Genomic DNA, 15616 nt, shown 5'->3' on the forward strand with positions numbered 1-15616 from the left:
TCCATCATGACCACTGCATCTTCGCTGCCTCCCCTCCATGACGACTCGCCGCCCTTGCCCAGCAACATCTGGGCGCCCTCGCCGGACGCCAGTATCGAGATCTACTGGAGTGATCCGGTGGACGGTGCGTTCGACGTCGCCCTGCTGTTGATCGACCGGGCCATTTCCTCGATGGACCCGGTCAACCTCATCGCCCGCAGGATTCTGGACAGCACCACCCCACGCTTGAGGTTCTCGCTTGTGGACCCCTATTCCAACAACCGGATCCTGTGGGGACGGATCGAGCGTCGTGTCGATGCTGACGGCAGCATCGGAGTATGGCTGGTGGACACCGGCTATCCCGGCGGCTTTACCGATCTCGCACGGATCGCAGGGCCATTCGAAGGGGGCGCGCATGGCGATGCCGGGCACTGACAACGCGGGGGTCTTCGAGCAGGGGCCGGTGCGCATCAACTGGACCTTCAGCGCCGATGCGCTGGCCTGCGATGTGGATGTGTCCTGGCAGGGGCAGCTGCTCGCACGCAAGCATCTGGTATCCAACGATCCGATACTGGCGTTCGATGCGCGCGGTGAAACCTCGCCGGGCATGATGATCGTCGGCCAGCTGCATTTCGATGCCAGTCGCGCCGCACTGCTGCTGGACCAGCTCCGCTACCCCGGCGGAAGCGCCCCGCCGCAACTGCTGGGCGAAGCAGTGCCGCCCGCCCCGGTGCCGGAACAGGCGCCGGGCGAAGTGGTGCAGTCGCGGGTCGAGGAAGCGGGCGACCTGTTCCCCTATATCCAGCTGCGGGCGTGGCCGGGCACTTCGACCCGGGCCCAGGAGGACAACTTCATCGCCTACACCGCCACCTGCACGACCGCCGACCCGCGCCTGTACTGCCAGCTGGCCGCGTTGCTTGCAGCGGGAGACACTGCGCGCAGCCAGATGCTCGAGCAGGCGGTGATGTTCCTGCAGGGCGATGCGCCCTATACCGGCCAATGCGTGCCCACGATTGCCGTGCTGGGGCCGGACGTTATTGCGCTGGAGCGCTTCGCGCTGGCTGCTGCGGCGATTCCGCTGCCAAGCCGCCAAGCGTTGATCGATCTGATCGTGCAGCTCTGGGGTCAACCCTGGCCGGCGATCACGCAGGTCATGGCCTCGACCGAATTCGCGCAGATGCTTGATCGGATCTGGCAGAACGTGTTCGCCTTGAACTGTGTGCTTGGCTATGACCGTCGCCAGCGCGACGCACTCACCCGCACCCTCCAGGCGGCAACACTGCTGGGCCGCCTGTCGCGCGATACCGCACCCGGTTTCGAGGGCCGTTGGCCACCAGAACGTCTGCGCAGTGGCCTGGCTGCCACCCTGCTGTTGCCTCCTCCCGTCTTCCCGCTGCCCGCCGCCGGGCCCGCCCCGGCCGAAGAGCCATCGAGCATCCCGATCCAGCCCTATGCGATCGGTGAGCTGCAACAGGTCAAGCGCCGCCTGCTGGGCTACGCGCTGGGAGAAATCAGCCATATCGAGAGCGTGATGGCCGATGAGCGCAAGGTGCGCGCCCGGCATGAGCGCGCTGACTCGCTCAGCGAGCACAGCGCTCGGACAGGCGTGGCCGATACCCGTGAGGATCTGCGCGACGGCCTCGCCAGCACGCTGGAATCGGAAGTCCACAACGCGCTGCGCGAACAGTTCAAGCTCGACTATTCAACCACCTACGGTCCGCCCACCCAGTGCCAGCAGGACGGAAGCTGCACGCTGATGCCGGTGGACACCCAGCCCACCCGTGACAGCCTGGCCGACAGTGCCACGCTGGCGCGACGGATCGTCCAGCGCGCCGCACAACGGGTCACCACCCAGCTGGGCGAGCAGCGGCTGCAGCGACATCGGCACACCCGCCGCAGTGAAGTCTCGCAGTGCTTCGATCGTCGCGGCCGCGCCGACAACCAGCGTGGCGTCTACCGCTGGCTCAATGCCCGCTACCGGTGCTGGGTGGTCTCCGTCGGCCATCGGCTGATGCTGGAATACCGTGTCCCGCGGCCGGGCGAGCGGCTGGTGCACGCTCGCCGTGACCAGTATGGGCAGGCGCTGGAGCAGCCGCTGGCGCCAGCCCAGCTGGGCCTGCACCAGTTCAATGATCTTTCGCTGGATCCGCAGAGCCCCTGCTACTACGCCGCGCTGTCGGCACGCTACGGCGTGGAGGTCAGCGAGCTTCCGCCCGCGCCCGAGGCACATGCCTGTACGGTGTTCGAGAGCGGCACACCCTTGCTGAGCCAGCAGCTGCCGCTGCCGCCGGGCTACCAGGCGATCTCGGCGAGCATCGCCCTGGCCAGTTCCAGCCCGGGCTGGAACGTACGAGGCAGCATTGGCATGGCCGGGTTCACCACCGAGGGGAAGGCCTCAGCCGTGCTGCCGGACATCGCCCTGGCCGGGCAGACCGGTGCGCTGCCCATCAGCATCGTCCTGGTCGCACCTGTCGGCACGGAGGAGGTGCCCGCCCCTGCACCGACCGCAACGCCGCTGCCGGTCTATGGATTGAACATCGATGTACGCCTGGCCAGCACGCCGGAGCTGCTCGCGACCTGGAAATCACGGCTCTACGATCGGCTGATCGAGGCCTGGCGGCGCGAGCTGCTCCGCTATTTCGATGCCACCGGCGCATCGCCCCGGCGCCGCCCCGATGCGCAGGCGCAACAGCGCAGCATCCGCCTTGAACTGCAACGGGCAGGCGTGCGCGGGCTGCTTGCCCTGTCCCGCCGGCGCACCGGTACCGATGCGCCTGACCTGCAGGTGGCGCCCGCCCTGCAGCTGTGGCTGGACCAGGCACTGGAGTGGCCGGAGCTGACCTATACCCTGATCGATGATCCCGAAGCGGCACCCGCGCCGGACCCTGATGACGCCGGGTTGACCCCGTTCCTGCAGGCCGCGCAGGCACGGGTACTGCTGCCGGTAGCGCCGGGCCATGAGAATGCGCTGCTCTACTTCCTCGCGACAGGCATGATGTGGCTGGGTGATGACGCGCTGGTGCCTACGTTCCAGGCAACACTGGAGCCAACCCCGGCCAACGAACCTGCAACGCTGCGTTACCTGGACCTGGCGGACGATCTCAAGGTGATCTCGGCCACGCCGGCCGCGCCACCTGAGCGGGAGGCGTGGGAGCTGATGGTGGCCACCGATATCAGCGTCCTGCAGGACGGGGATGCCCTGCCCGACTTCAAGGACGAGGCATGAACAGCGCCCAGCCGATCGGCAGCGTCTGCCTCTATCTCGGCGACCTTGCACAGGTTTCGCAGGCCCCCAATCCGGCCTGGTCGAGCGGCGGCAGTGCCGTTGCCGCGCCTGCCGCGAGCCGCACGGATGGCCCACTCCGTGCCTTGCTGGAACCGCTTGGCTGGATGGCCTGCGATGGCCGCGAAATGCGCATCTCACGCTACCCGGACCTGTTTGCCGCGCTGGGCTGCCTGTACGGCGGCCAGTACGAACGCGGCATCTTCAACCTGCCCGACCTGCGCGGCATGTTCGTCCGCGGGGTTGACGGCGGCGCAGGCGTGGATCCGGACCGCGACCAGCGTCGTTGCGCGGACGGCACCCCGGACTATGCCGGTGTCGGCTCGCTGCAGTGGGATGCCCTGCAGGCGCATCAGCATGACTACAGCGAACCCATCGGCAGTACGGTTTCCGGCAATGCAGCGCAGGCCTGCAACCTGCCGACAAAGCCCCAGAACACCACCGACCCGGTCACCGGTCGCGTGAGCGCGCATGAGACACGCCCACGCAACATGGCCGTCCACTACATCATCCGTGTTGAGTAGTGCCCATGGCCAGGGACTTAGAGCGGCGGTTCGGTGCCCGACCCCACCTCGGCTTCCGGATCGAACGAGAACACGCGGATTTCCTGCTGCGGGCCCGCCTTGGTCAGCCGCTCGATCACCACGGTCAGGATCAATGACAGCTTCCAGCGGCCGTCGTCCTGCACGACGGTCAGTGGGGTCAGTGAACGCTGCACCGACGCACTGAAGCCGGGTTCACGGTCATGCTCGATCCGGGCCGGCTGCCACTGCTCGATCGGCGTGGTGGCACGCACGCTTGAGAACGGCGATGGCGCCGAGAACCGTTCGCCCGAGGTGTGCGGCACCGTGTACAGCATCGCATCGAGGATATTGGTCGACAGCAGCGTACCGCTGCGGCCATAGCCGGTGACCTCCACGCTGACCGTATCGCCTTCGCGGAAATGCACGGCACCGGCATAGCGGCCGACCGGTGAATAGAGATCGCGATGGGTCTTTGCAACGGCGGCCTGCCACAACAGGTCCGAGCTGACCTGGTCGATATCGAAACTGACCCGGATGATCGCGGCATCGGCCACGGGCGGGGTGATGTTCACACTCATTCTGTCTTCCCTGTAAGCATGCGGTGGTAGCGCCGATCCCGGCGAAGAGCCAGAAGATCCGGCTCCCCGGCGATCATATGCGGCGGGTAGCCACGCGCGATAGCATCCCGCAGGTGCGCCAACGCAGCCTCGCGACGGCCGCCAAGTTCGGCCACCAGCGCTGCTCGAAACTGCAGGTCTGCATTATCATTGCCACCCGCGAGTGCGGCGTCGATGCGCTGCCGTGCCAGCGAAGCCTGTCCCAGCCGGGCGGCGTACAGCGCACTGCGGCTCTGCAGCGTCACGCTGTCCGGGCTGCGCTGCAACAGCGTGTCCACCATCTGCAGGGCGCGCTGGTGCGCCGCGTGCGCCTGCGCTTCACGGCCAGGCAACCAGCGCAGGGTATCGCCCAGGTTGGCCCATTTCAGGTAGTCGTTGGGGCTGCCCTTCGCATCGGACAATGCACGCTCGAACGCCGTGGCAGCCTCAGCGTAGTCACCGCGCATGTACAGCAGGGTGCCCAGGTTGCCGTACAGGCGGCCATTGCTGCCCTGTCGAAGGCCCTGCTGCAGCACATGAAGCGCCTCATCGAGACGGTTCGCACGCAGCAGTACGCCGCTCAGGCTGACGTAGGCCTGCACGCCACTGGGCTTGAGCAGGATGCTGCGGCGGAACGCCTGCTCGGCACCGGCCAGGTCGCCCTGCTGGTAGAGCAGCGTCCCCTGGGTGTCGACAAAGCTCCGGTCGGCCGGGAGCCGCCGCATGGCGTCAGCCAGCACCTGCTGGGCCAGGCGTGCGCGGCCCGACTGCGCGTACAGGCGCGCCAGGCCCAGCAGCGCATGGCGATCACCCGGATCGAGCACCCGCGCCCGCAGATAGTGGGCTTCTGCGTCGGCCTTGTTGTTCAGGTACTCCTCCACCCAGCCTCGCGCCGCCTGCACGATGGCCCGCTGCGGTTCCTCACGCTCGGCGTGCTGGGCTGCCGCGCGTGCGCGGCTCAACCAAACTTCATCGCGCTCATCACCGGCGTAGCGCAAGCAATACCCGATGGCCAGCAGCGCTGCGGCACCGGCATCGTGCGGGTCGCTCGCCAGTCGCTGCTCGAGCAGCGCCACCGCTTCGGCCACAGTGCCGGCCTGGTCGAAGTCAGCCAACAGGCGTTCCGCGCGGACCACCGGATCGATCGCGGCGCCGACCTCCGCAACGGTCTCTGACCCTGCCTGGCGCGCGTCGCGCGCCTGGATGAACACGGCGAGCAGGCCGAACAACACGATCAAGCCCAGCACCGCACGCTGCTCCGCACGCTTTCGGCGACGCTCGTGCCGCTGCTCCTGCGCCTTCAGCAGTGTCCGATGCACGTCGGACATGGAGCGCGGACGGTCCTGCGCGTGCCGGCGCGTCATCCGCTCGACCAGATCGGTCAGCGCGGCATCGGTGCCGCGCGGCAGCCGCCGCCCGGCCGCGCCGCCATGCAGGCGCCGATGCAATCCGCCCCACGCCGCGCCGGCCTCGAAATCACGGCCGCCCTTCAGCGCCTCGTGCAACACCAGCCCAAGCGCATAGATGTCGCCGGATGCGCCCGCGCGCGCACCCAGCAGGCGTTCGGGGGCCAGGTAGGCCAGCGTCCCTGCCGCGCTCTGGGCAGTCACCGTGCTGACGGTCTGCTCGGGGTCGATGGCCGCAGCAGCACCGAAATCCAGGATACGCACGTCCCCGCATTCGGTGAGCATCACGTTGGAGGGCTTCAGGTCACCGTGCGCCCAGCCGTGGCGATGGGCCACGGCCAAGGCTTCGGCCACCGATGCACCCAGACGCAGCACCCGCTCGGCGGGCAACGCGCCGGTCCGGTCCAACGCCTGCGCCAGGGTGATGCCGCGGATGCGCTCCATCACCATCGCCAGCTGGCCGGCGTGTTCCTCCAGTGCATAGACCGCTACGAAGGCACGGTGCGCCTGCGCGGCCAGCCGCTGGGCCTCGTAGCGCAGCCCCCGTTGACCGGATTCATCACCTATCGAGAACTTGATCGCGACTTCACGCGCCAGCCGCTCATCCCAGGCCAGGCAGACCCGTCCGAAGCCCCCCTCGCCCAGCGTGCCCCCGATCCGATAGTGACTGAACTGCTGACCCTCCCCCGTAGAGGGTTGCTCCACAACGGTGTCCATCCCCACTCCTGATTGATTGAGAGGGAGCAAGGATCAGTCACTTTTCGCGACTTCACGGGGTTGAACAGGCGTGTGCGTGTGCAGTCTTCGACATACCGGGTGCGTCGCCATACCGTGCCAGGTACTGCCAGGAAATTGACGGGCATATCGGCGCGCCGAGGCAGCGATCAGCCTGCCCGGGTTTCGTGCAGAAACACCGCGCGGCCTTCACTGCGCAGGAGATCTGGCCAGCTTCACGGCGGCTTCAAGCACCGTGCCGCGTCCCGCGCGATGGTCGGCGATGGTCGGCGACAACTTGACCTGCGGAGTCGCCCCGACCCCAATGAACCGTCAGCACGCACCCTGCCAGAAACCATTGGAATGCTCATTCGCCGCAGCGGCGATACTGGAATGCAATCCTGAGAATCTTCCCGTCATCTCCCGGCCCGGAAATGCTGGCGTGCAGCAATACACCGCTCTGCCTGTACTCGATGTGTTGCGGAAAGTCATTCTGCGTGTTCTCGAACACCACCCGCCTCTCACCCACTTCGGCAATGTCGAACTGGGTCGGTGCAACGCCATTGGGCTGCACATGGAGGCCGGCCGTCGATCCGGCAGGCACCAGCCGCATGTATTCAAACGACTCCATCTGCTCGCGGCGCAACGTTCGTGACATGCCAAGCAACGCGCCGCCGGCTTCGGGCAGCCAGACCTCTTCAATCCTGCGCTGTTCACTACCACCGCACCAATGCCCGGCCAGCCAGTCAAACCTGGCCGCCGCAGCAGTGTTCGCACTTCCACCCAACACCAGCCCCGCGCACAGCGCCCACGTTCTCGATCCCGGCATGTCCTGATCTCCTGGAGGATGTGCCGAAGGCTAACGTCCTGCGGTCCGCTTCGCTTGTAAAAACACGCAGGATGGCGTCCGATGCCGCATGGACTATCTCGAGCACCCGCCCCCCGACGACCTGCATCGTCACGTCCAATGCCTGTGGTGGCTGCGGGACGATGCACCCGGCAGCGGAATACAGGTCATCTATCCAGATGGACGCTGCGAGTTGCTGGCGGAGCTCGGCGTGCCAATGCAGCTGCACGGCGCAGATGGCCAGATCCGCTCGGATCTGCCGTTCTGCTTCGCGGCACAGCAGCGCGGGCCGATCCGCCTGCAGGCCGTGGGCCCGGTGTTGTGTATCGGTATCCGGCTGCAACCTGCCGCGAGCGCCCTGGTGGCTGGTATCCGGCTGCCCGGACTCCGCGATCAGGCGCCGGATCTGCATGCTCTGGATGCCGCATTCGCCGGAACGTTCAGCGCTGCCGCACGAGCCAGCGCGGCCAACGGCACAGCGGAACCTCTCTGGCAGGCCCTGCGCGAACGCTGCGCCGGCTTCGCCCTGGACGAGCGCATGGAACAGGCGGTTGCTCAGCTGGATGCGCTGGAGGGGGATCTGCGCATCGCCGAGCTGGCACGACGCCTTGGCATGTCCCTGCGCGCCCTGCAATCCCGCTTCCTGGCCGCCGTAGGCATGACACCCAAGGAATATGCCCGGGTGTGCCGGCTGCAGGCGATGCTGCGCACCCTGGATGCAGAAGCCACCCGCATTGCCACCGCTGCTGCACGTCATGGCTACACCGATCAGGCGCACGCCACCCATGATCTTGTGCGCTGGACGGGCATGACGCCTGGCCGGCTGGTTCACGCGCTGCGCGGCGATCGTGGCAGCGAAGCTGCGCTGCAACTGGCGACCGCCTTTGTACGTGGAAGCAGCGCGGGCCGCCTGCGCTGAGACCTGCTGCATCGTGGGCTACAGGAACCTATGCATCACATACACATCAACCAATCCCAGCGTCGCATGCCGGAAGGCCGCCGGTAGCGTACCGACCACGGCAAAGCCCAGCTTCCGGTACAGCTCAACCGCTGGCGCATTGGTACTGACCACGTAGTTGAACTGCATGGCCAGGAACCCTTCCGATCTGGCGCGGTCCAGGCTGTGCTGCACCAGCGCCCTGCCAATGCCACGTCCTTGCGCGGCGGAATCGACCACGTAGGTGGCACTCGCCACTTGCGCACCCAGGTCCGGAACGTTGGCGCCCATCCTGTACATCCCGACAATCCGGCCTTCCAGCACCGCAACATGCGCCCCCTGCACCCCGAACCAGTGGTCACGGAATGTCCCGGCCTGGAAGGTGCCGGCAAAGGGCAGCGCGTCTCCGGTCACAAGCGCGGCCCTGAAGATCGCCCACATGGGGTCGAAGTCGTCCGCACTGGCAGGTCGGATTTCCATGCGGTTCCCTGCAGAGAGGCGTGATGGGCAAGGCGGACACTAGCAGAAACCAGGAGCGAACAATCCCGCAGGTAATGCGGACGCCCGCACATGGGATTGAGAGCCGCCAGAGCGCCCAATGGATGCCGAACCCGGCGCCGGCCAGTGAGCCGCAGCGCAAGGGCCTCTCAATCCATCATCCATAGCACAGAGGCGTTCACATGGCACGTTTGAAGGACAAGGTAGCAATCATCACCGGCGCGGGCGCCGGCATGGGGGCGGCCGATGCCCGCCTGTTCGCGCGCGAGGGCGCCCACGTCTTCATCACTGACATCCGTGCCGACGCGGCACAAACCATCGCGGCCGAGCTCAGCGCTGAAGGCCTGTCGGCCACGGCCCTGCCCCTGGATGTCACCCGCGAAGACCAGTGGAACGACGTGGTCGGCCAGGTCATCGCAGCGCACGGCCGCATCGACGTGCTGGTCAACAACGCCGGGCTTCCCGGCCCCTTTGACACCTGGGACAACGCCACGCTGGAAGGCTTCAATGCCATCATCCAGCTCAATCTCAACAGCCATTTCCTCGGCATGAAGGCGGTCAGCCCGCACATGAAGCGTGCGGGCAAGGGCTCGATCGTGAACATGTCGTCCATCTGTGGGCTCGTGGCCATCACCGGCATCCATCCTGGCTATTGCCCGTCCAAGGGCGCCAACCGCCTGCTGGCCAAGGGGGCGGCCGCCGAGTTCGCCGGCTTCAACATCCGCGTCAACTCGGTGCACCCGGGCATCATCGATACGCCACAGAACAAGGACCTGATCGCCAACGATGGCGCCAACCATGGCATGCGTTCACGCATCCCGTTGGGGCGCTTCGGACGTGCCGAGGAAGTCGCCAATGTGGTGCTGTTCCTGGCCAGCGATGAAGCGTCCTATGTCACTGGCGCCGAGATCGTTGTCGATGGCGGCTACGTCATTGTCTGAGCCCATCCGGCGCGGGACGGTCTCGTCCTTGCGCCAACAGGCACACCCCATGTCAGATCAGAAGAGAATCGTCATCGTCGGCGGTGGTATCGGCGGCTTGCTGCTCGCCACCCAGCTCGGCCAACAGCTGGGTCGGAGCGGCCGCGCCGCCGTCACTGTGGTGGACAAGAGCCCCACCCATATCTGGAAGCCCATGCTGCACACGCTGGCAGCGGGCACGCGCAGCCTGCAGCAGCAACAGGTGGTACTGCTGGCACATGCCAGCGAGCACGGTTTTTCCTACCAGCCGGGGGAAATGCGCGGCCTGGACCGCGAATCGCAGGAAGTCCTTATCGGCGACCTGCGCTCACCCGACGGAGAGTTGCGGGTACCCGCGCATCGAATCCCCTACGACGTGCTCATCCTCGCCATGGGCAGTCATGCCAATGATTTCGGCACGCCTGGTGTCCGCGAGCACTGCCACTTCATCGACAGTCTGGCCCAGGCCGAAGTCTTCAATGATGCACTTCGAACACGGGTGATGCGTGCCATGGCCCAGGACGAGCACCTGCGTGTGGCCATCGTCGGGGGCGGTGCCACCGGTGTCGAGCTGGCTGCGGAACTGAGTCGGTTGCTGGAACTCGCTTCCAGCTATGCAGACCCTACCCTGCGTGATCGCCTGGATCTGACCCTGCTGGAGGGAGGCCCGCGCATCCTGCAGGCGTTTACCCCAGCGATCTCGGCGTCGGCCACGCACCAGTTGCGCCAGATCGGTTTCCAGGTCCTGACGGGGGCATCCGTGATCGCCACCGAGGCCGAAGGCTTCCGTCAGGCCGATGGCAGCCTGGTTCCAGCCGACCTCATGGTCTGGGCGGCTGGGGTGAAAGGCATCACGTTTGCAGAGGGGCTGGATGGGCTGGAGCTCAATCATGCAAATCAGGTACGGGTGCGCCCCAGCCTCCAGGCCGCAACGGATGACACCGTCTTCGTAATCGGGGATGCCGCAAGCCTGACCTTGGCCGGCACCACACGCGCCCTGCCACCCACGGCGCAGGTGGCCACCCAGCAGGCGCAGCATCTGGCCCGTCACCTTCCGGCCTGGCTCGAGGGCCGACCGCTGCCCGATTTCGTCTTCCGTGACTTCGGTGCACTCGTGTCGATCAGCGATTACAACGCCTTCGGCACGCTGGGAGACTTCGGATTCTTCCGCGGCGCGTCGATCAAGGGGCGATTCGCGCATCTCAGCCATGCGCTGGTCTATCGCCGCCACCAGCATGCGCTGCACGGCTTCCGCAAGGCGACGCTGCTGTGGATGGCCGAACGCCTGAACGGCTGCGTTCAACCGCGCGTTCGTCTTGCCTGAGGAGAACACGGTGCATCGGGGCCAGCCATGGCCCCGATTGCATTCCGGCCCTTCCTTACGACTCCCACCCTCCTCCCAGCGCCAGGAACAGGGCGATGCGGCTTCGAGCCACCGTCGCATCGGAGGTGGCGACGGCCTGCTCGGCCGCCGCAAGGCTACGTGCCACATCCAGCGCGTCCAATGCCGATACGGTTCCTGCCTTCAGCATCTGCTGCTGTTGCGCATGGGCCAGTCGGCCCGCCTCGCGTACATCCACCAGTACGGCATTCTCTTCCAATGCCTTGGCATAGGCTGCCGCGGCAGCCTCTGTTTCCGACAATGCCTTGAGAACCGTACCGTCGAAGGCGGCGAGTTCAGCCCGTGACGCCGCGTCGGCGGCATCGATCCTCGCCCGCGCCACGGAGCGGTTCGGGAAGCTCCATGACACCAGCGGGCCCACCGAATAGCGCAGTGCGGAATCGTCGAACAGATGGTCCAGTCGACGCGATGTGGCACCCGCACTCAGGCCAAGATGGACACTGGGATACAGGCCCGCCGTCTCCACACCGATTCGTGCCGTGGCCGCTGCCAGTCGACGCTCGGCCGCACGTACGTCCGGGCGTCGTCGGATCAGGTCGGCGCCCTCGCCCGCTGGCACCACACCGGCCATGGTCGGAATCGAGGTGCAGTGCTGGTACTGCGCAGCCAGTTGCGCGGGTGCCTGTCCCAGCAGCAGCGCCAGTCGTGACAGTGCGGATTGCTGGCCGGCCTGTAGCGGCGGTATCTGCGCCTGCAGCTGCCCAAGCAGCGCCTTGGCGCGGGTGACATTGATGGCTGGCTGCTGCCCGGCCTTCCACGCACGCTCGATCAATGCCAGCTCCGAGGCCTGCAGCTGAATGGAACGTGCCACCACCTGCTGGCTCGCGCCAGCGGCGCAACTGTCGGTGTACGCGCGCACCACATCGCTGACAATGCCGATGGTGGCCAGGTCCCGCGCCGCAGCGACGGCCTCGGTCTGCGCGTCCTGCGCCTCGAGCAGCCGCTTTACCCGCCCGGCCAGATCAAGATCGTAATCGATGCTGATGCCCGCATCGAAACTGGCATGCACGCCTGCACTGGATCCAAGCCCGAGGCTGGACGCCTGGCCGGCACCTGCCCCGGCACTGACAGCAGTACCCACACCCGCTGCGGCGCGGACCTCCCGCGCCTGTGCGCGGGCCTGCTCCAGCCGCGCCTGTGCGATCCGCAGATCAGTGTTGGCGGCAAGGGCGCGCTGCACAAGGGCATCGAGCGCGGGGTCGTCGTACAGCCGCCACCATCGTTCTGGCAGCGGCACGGTGCTGACGGCCGCCGACGTTCCCTGTGCGACTGCGAGTGATGGAAGCGCAAGGTCTGCCACCGGCGGCACCGGGGGCCGGTAGTCCGGCCCCAGGGTACGGCACGCGCTGATGGCCAGCGCCATGCACACCGGGAGCAGCCTGCGGGCGACGTGTCCACGGGGAACGGCGCGCATCATGGACCCTCCCGCGAATCGTCTTCGATCAGGGTCACCGTGGCGGTGCGCCCCGCAATCATCGCCATCCCTTCCGGAATGTCATCCAGCTCGACCCGCACTGGAATGCGTTGGGCCAGCCGGATCCAGGTGAACGTCGGATTGACGTTCGCCAGCAGGGTGCCATTTGCGGTCACACGCTCACGGTCATCGATGCCCGGCGCCAGGCCGGCCACGTGGCCATGCAGCGCGGCGGTCTCGCCCATTACATGGACCAGCACCGGCGCACCCACACGGATGCGTGGCAGCTTGGTCTCTTCAAAGTAGCCGGCAACGTGATAGCTCTCTCTGTCGACGACGCTCACCAGCGGCTGGCCCGCGCTGGCGTAGGTACCAGGGCGCAGCGAGAAATTGCTGATGGTGCCGTTCACCGGCGAACGCACGGTTGCGCTTTCAAGATTCAAGCGCGCCAGGTCGCGCTCGGCGATGGCCTGCCGATGACTGGCCGCAGCCTCTTCCGCCAGGGTGCGGCGGGCAGCGATGTCCTGGTCGGACGCGACTCCGACCAGTCCACCGTAGCGCGAAGCCTCACGGCGCGCAGCGCGGGACCGCTCCGCAGCCAATGCCACCGCGGCGTCCGCCCGTTCCAGGGCATTGGCCAGGCGGTCACGGTCCAGCACGAACAGGACCTGCCCACGCTGCACCTGCTGGTTGTCTCTCACATGTACTTCGGAGACGCGGCCGGAGACCTCGGTGGCCAAAGCCACGACATCGGCGCGGATCTTGCCGTCGCGGGTCTGTGGCGCACGGATGTAGTAGCTGTAGATGTGCCAGGCCACGAACGCAGCAATGGCACTGAACATGAGGGTAAGGGCCTGCCGGGCAACGGCAAGCAGAAGGGGTTGCAGATTCTTCATGACGATGTGCGCCAGACAAGCGGAAAGAGAACCATGAGCGCGCCGACCAGCATCACCAGCAGCGACAGGTCAAAAAGTGGACGGTTGCCGAGCAGCCGATAGACGCCGATCCGATCCAGCACGCGCGACAGTGCGATGCGCAGTACGAATCCAATCAGCAGGCATGGCAGCAACGGCGAGACAAACAGTCCAGCCAGGTCGAGTTCACCGATCATGGCGCCGCTCCGTTCTGTGCCGGCACCGGCTCCAGGGCCAGGCGCAGGTGAACCAGTGCATCGGTCAGCGCATCTCCCTGCGGGCTTCCCGGCTGGAAGTCGCGTCGCAGCACCCGATCCAGGTGATCGCCCAGCATTCCGGGCGACTCTGCACCCGCCAGCTCACGGTGGAGTCGACGCAGCAACGCATCCAGCACGTCGCGTTCAATCCCTGCCGCATGGCGGGTAGCACGTTGCAGTTGCACCAGGCTGTGGCCGAGGCGAAGCTGCCGGAACAGGTGTGCTGCCGCCACCGTATTCGTAGCAGTGGCGCGGGCGCCAAGCTGCCCGATGCGATCGAGATCGCGCTCAAGGAACGCGTGCTCTACGTCGCGGTCCGCGGTCCAGCCCAGCGTCGCCAGGTCTTGCCGCCCGTCCTCCTGCAAGCGTCTGGAGGCCACTTCAGCGCCCATCCGCTTGACCAGCAGCAGGCAGAAGAAGCCGAAGAAGATGCCGACCAGGGTTCCCGCCGCCATGTCCAGGAAGGTGCCAAAATCCTGGGGCTGGTAGTGACTGGCCAGACCTGCATTGCTGAGCGTCAGTGCCAGCAGCAGGATCGCCAGGGGCTCCTCGATGCTCCACACCGCCAATGGCAGGATCACCAGCGCACAGGCAAGTGCGAATCCGCTGAAGCCCTGGGCTGCGGGGAGAAGCAGGTAGCCCAGCACCACCGACAACGCGACCGACAACGCGGCGAAGCGACCGAACTTCATCGCGGCCAGGTTGGCACCATCGAAAATGCCAAAGAAGGCCAGCGTCACGGTACCCATGATCAGCATGTTCGGCCCCTGTGCCCAGCCGGTGGCCCACCACAACAGGCAGATCAGCGCATACGCCAGGGCGCAGCCCCCACCGATGCGAAGCGCGTGATGATGATCCGGCGCGAGCGGCAACGGCTGGCTCCTGGCCAGGCTGCGCTCCAGATGCGGCGGCAGCGGGTCGCCCTTCTGCAGGGCATCATCCAGCTGCTGGATGTCGGCCCATGCCTGCTGCGCACGCGCCAGGTCGCGCTGACGGGTTGCCACGATGCGTTCGCGCCAGGCCGGAACATGCAGGCGCGAGCCGCCCCCGGTCGTCGCCTCCAACGCTCCGATCAGGGGCACAAGACGCGCCAGCCGCCGCTGCAGGGCGAACAGCAGCCGGTGCTGGCGATTGCTTACCGTGCTGTCGAAACGCAGCTGCTCGGCCACCAGCGAGAGTGCCGAAAGATCGGCCACGGCCTTGAGTCGATGCTGCACGGCCACGTCCGAAGCCACGTTGCCGGCGACCGCATCGTCCAGCCACTGCCTGACCTCCGGCAACCAGCGACGCAGGCGGGCTCTCACCGAAGGACCCAGTGCGGTGGGTGCCAGGCCGTCCACCACGGTGATCGCGGCGATGCCGATGCAGATCTCGGTGACACGCAGCAGCGCGATGTCGAAAAGACGCCCGGGATGTTCGACGTTGCCGACGGCGATCAGGCACAACGTGACGGCGAACAACTGCAGCGCATACGCCCGCGGGGTGCGGTTGGCCGCCGCCACGGTGAAGCCCAGCGTGGCAACCACACCACTGGCCAGCACCACCGGGAACGAGAGGATGCCGAACAGGCCGCCGATGGCCAGCGCTGTCGCGCCGGCACCGAGAGTGCCCAGCAGACGGTACAGCGCCTTGGAACGGACATTGGCCGAGATTGGATTGGCCAACGCGACGCAGGTCACGCTGGCCCAGTAATTCTGCTCCAGGCCCAGGTGTACGGAGGCGACGAACGCCAGCATGCAGGCCACATAGAGCTTCAATGCGAACAACAGGGTAGCCGCCGCGTTCATGCCGGCCACCGTAATTCTGGAAGTGGGTTCACGTAGAAGGCCCGGAAGGCGCAGGGCGGCAAGCACCCTGCGGCCGAGGTGGAAAGATGGACCGGGACG

The 15616-nt window shown here is 66.7% G+C and carries 14 protein-coding genes; 6 read left to right on the forward strand and 8 right to left on the reverse strand.

What is annotated here, in order from left to right; translation table 11 throughout:
• Positions 1–6: 6 nt before the first annotated feature.
• From Q0P60_RS08625 to Q0P60_RS08635, 3 genes are read left to right on the forward strand one after another with little or no spacing between them, the layout of a single operon-like run.
• Positions 7–414 carry a hypothetical protein gene (locus Q0P60_RS08625; RefSeq protein ID WP_294991112.1) on the forward strand — a complete coding sequence of 136 codons (408 nt, stop codon included), beginning with the start codon at positions 7–9 and terminating at the stop codon, positions 412–414.
• Positions 395–3205 carry a hypothetical protein gene (locus Q0P60_RS08630; protein ID WP_294991115.1) on the forward strand — a complete coding sequence of 937 codons (2811 nt, stop codon included), beginning with the start codon at positions 395–397 and terminating at the stop codon, positions 3203–3205. The genes Q0P60_RS08625 and Q0P60_RS08630 overlap by 20 nt, the downstream gene beginning before the upstream one ends.
• Positions 3202–3786 (forward strand): phage tail protein, encoded by a 585-nt coding sequence (locus tag Q0P60_RS08635; protein WP_294991118.1) that lies wholly within the window; start codon positions 3202–3204, stop codon positions 3784–3786. Before Q0P60_RS08630 ends, Q0P60_RS08635 begins: the two co-directional genes overlap by 4 nt.
• Positions 3787–3803: 17 nt before the next feature.
• Here Q0P60_RS08635 and Q0P60_RS08640 read toward each other — a convergent pair whose 3' ends face one another.
• From Q0P60_RS08640 to Q0P60_RS08650, 3 genes are all read right to left on the reverse strand, one after another.
• A complete protein-coding gene (locus Q0P60_RS08640; RefSeq protein ID WP_294991121.1) occupies positions 3804–4364 on the reverse strand; it encodes a hypothetical protein in 561 nt (186 codons plus the stop codon).
• Complete coding sequence (locus tag Q0P60_RS08645) at positions 4361–6505, reverse strand: serine/threonine-protein kinase (RefSeq protein ID WP_294991124.1); 2145 nt, start codon at positions 6503–6505, stop codon at positions 4361–4363. The genes Q0P60_RS08640 and Q0P60_RS08645 overlap by 4 nt, the downstream gene beginning before the upstream one ends.
• 364 nt (positions 6506–6869) lie before the next feature.
• The gene (locus tag Q0P60_RS08650) at positions 6870–7331 is read right to left on the reverse strand and encodes a DUF6265 family protein (protein ID WP_294991125.1); all 462 of its coding nucleotides are present in this window, start codon (positions 7329–7331) and stop codon (positions 6870–6872) included.
• Between the two features lie 88 nt (positions 7332–7419).
• Between Q0P60_RS08650 and Q0P60_RS08655 the strand changes: the two genes are divergently transcribed.
• Positions 7420–8268, forward strand: coding sequence for an AraC family transcriptional regulator (locus tag Q0P60_RS08655; RefSeq protein ID WP_294991128.1), 849 nt, complete (start codon positions 7420–7422; stop codon positions 8266–8268).
• 18 nt (positions 8269–8286) lie between these two features.
• Here Q0P60_RS08655 and Q0P60_RS08660 read toward each other — a convergent pair whose 3' ends face one another.
• A complete protein-coding gene (locus tag Q0P60_RS08660; RefSeq protein WP_345780322.1) occupies positions 8287–8766 on the reverse strand; it encodes a GNAT family N-acetyltransferase in 480 nt (159 codons plus the stop codon).
• Positions 8767–8966: 200 nt separating this feature from the next.
• Here Q0P60_RS08660 and Q0P60_RS08665 point away from each other — a divergent pair, with 200 nt between their 5' ends.
• Together Q0P60_RS08665 and Q0P60_RS08670 are read left to right on the forward strand one after the other, a co-directional pair.
• Positions 8967–9725: an SDR family oxidoreductase gene (locus Q0P60_RS08665; protein WP_294991135.1), complete on the forward strand. Its 759-nt coding sequence runs from the start codon at positions 8967–8969 to the stop codon at positions 9723–9725.
• Between the two features lie 49 nt (positions 9726–9774).
• Positions 9775–11067 (forward strand): FAD-dependent oxidoreductase, encoded by a 1293-nt coding sequence (locus Q0P60_RS08670; protein ID WP_294991138.1) that lies wholly within the window; start codon positions 9775–9777, stop codon positions 11065–11067.
• Between the two features lie 55 nt (positions 11068–11122).
• Here Q0P60_RS08670 and Q0P60_RS08675 read toward each other — a convergent pair whose 3' ends face one another.
• Genes Q0P60_RS08675 through Q0P60_RS08690 form a run of 4 tightly spaced genes read right to left on the reverse strand, consistent with a single transcriptional unit; the run spans position 11123 to position 15517 of the window.
• Positions 11123–12562: an efflux transporter outer membrane subunit gene (locus tag Q0P60_RS08675; protein ID WP_294991141.1), complete on the reverse strand. Its 1440-nt coding sequence runs from the start codon at positions 12560–12562 to the stop codon at positions 11123–11125.
• Positions 12559–13455 carry an HlyD family secretion protein gene (locus Q0P60_RS08680; RefSeq protein WP_294991144.1) on the reverse strand — a complete coding sequence of 299 codons (897 nt, stop codon included), beginning with the start codon at positions 13453–13455 and terminating at the stop codon, positions 12559–12561. The genes Q0P60_RS08675 and Q0P60_RS08680 overlap by 4 nt, the downstream gene beginning before the upstream one ends.
• The gene (locus Q0P60_RS08685) at positions 13452–13670 is read right to left on the reverse strand and encodes a DUF1656 domain-containing protein (protein ID WP_107431840.1); all 219 of its coding nucleotides are present in this window, start codon (positions 13668–13670) and stop codon (positions 13452–13454) included. The genes Q0P60_RS08680 and Q0P60_RS08685 overlap by 4 nt, the downstream gene beginning before the upstream one ends.
• Positions 13667–15517 carry an FUSC family protein gene (locus Q0P60_RS08690; RefSeq protein WP_294991151.1) on the reverse strand — a complete coding sequence of 617 codons (1851 nt, stop codon included), beginning with the start codon at positions 15515–15517 and terminating at the stop codon, positions 13667–13669. Before Q0P60_RS08690 ends, Q0P60_RS08685 begins: the two co-directional genes overlap by 4 nt.
• Positions 15518–15616: the final 99 nt, after the last annotated feature.

Source organism: uncultured Stenotrophomonas sp., assembly GCF_945952405.1.
Taxonomy (GTDB): Bacteria; Pseudomonadota; Gammaproteobacteria; order Xanthomonadales; family Xanthomonadaceae; genus Stenotrophomonas.

Excerpts from the sequence above, each read along its gene's own strand:
- Q0P60_RS08625 (WP_294991112.1), top strand. The coding sequence starts at position 7 with ATGACCACTGCATCTTCGCTGCCTCCCCTCCATGACGACTCGCCGCCC.
- Q0P60_RS08630 (WP_294991115.1), top strand. The coding sequence starts at position 395 with ATGGCGATGCCGGGCACTGACAACGCGGGGGTCTTCGAGCAGGGGCCG.
- Q0P60_RS08635 (WP_294991118.1), top strand. The coding sequence starts at position 3,202 with ATGAACAGCGCCCAGCCGATCGGCAGCGTCTGCCTCTATCTCGGCGAC.
- Q0P60_RS08640 (WP_294991121.1), bottom strand. The coding sequence starts at position 4,364 with ATGAGTGTGAACATCACCCCGCCCGTGGCCGATGCCGCGATCATCCGG.
- Q0P60_RS08645 (WP_294991124.1), bottom strand. The coding sequence starts at position 6,505 with ATGGACACCGTTGTGGAGCAACCCTCTACGGGGGAGGGTCAGCAGTTC.
- Q0P60_RS08650 (WP_294991125.1), bottom strand. The coding sequence starts at position 7,331 with ATGCCGGGATCGAGAACGTGGGCGCTGTGCGCGGGGCTGGTGTTGGGT.
- Q0P60_RS08655 (WP_294991128.1), top strand. The coding sequence starts at position 7,420 with ATGGACTATCTCGAGCACCCGCCCCCCGACGACCTGCATCGTCACGTC.
- Q0P60_RS08660 (WP_345780322.1), bottom strand. The coding sequence starts at position 8,766 with ATGGAAATCCGACCTGCCAGTGCGGACGACTTCGACCCCATGTGGGCG.
- Q0P60_RS08665 (WP_294991135.1), top strand. The coding sequence starts at position 8,967 with ATGGCACGTTTGAAGGACAAGGTAGCAATCATCACCGGCGCGGGCGCC.
- Q0P60_RS08670 (WP_294991138.1), top strand. The coding sequence starts at position 9,775 with ATGTCAGATCAGAAGAGAATCGTCATCGTCGGCGGTGGTATCGGCGGC.
- Q0P60_RS08675 (WP_294991141.1), bottom strand. The coding sequence starts at position 12,562 with ATGATGCGCGCCGTTCCCCGTGGACACGTCGCCCGCAGGCTGCTCCCG.
- Q0P60_RS08680 (WP_294991144.1), bottom strand. The coding sequence starts at position 13,455 with ATGAAGAATCTGCAACCCCTTCTGCTTGCCGTTGCCCGGCAGGCCCTT.
- Q0P60_RS08685 (WP_107431840.1), bottom strand. The coding sequence starts at position 13,670 with ATGATCGGTGAACTCGACCTGGCTGGACTGTTTGTCTCGCCGTTGCTG.
- Q0P60_RS08690 (WP_294991151.1), bottom strand. The coding sequence starts at position 15,517 with ATGAACGCGGCGGCTACCCTGTTGTTCGCATTGAAGCTCTATGTGGCC.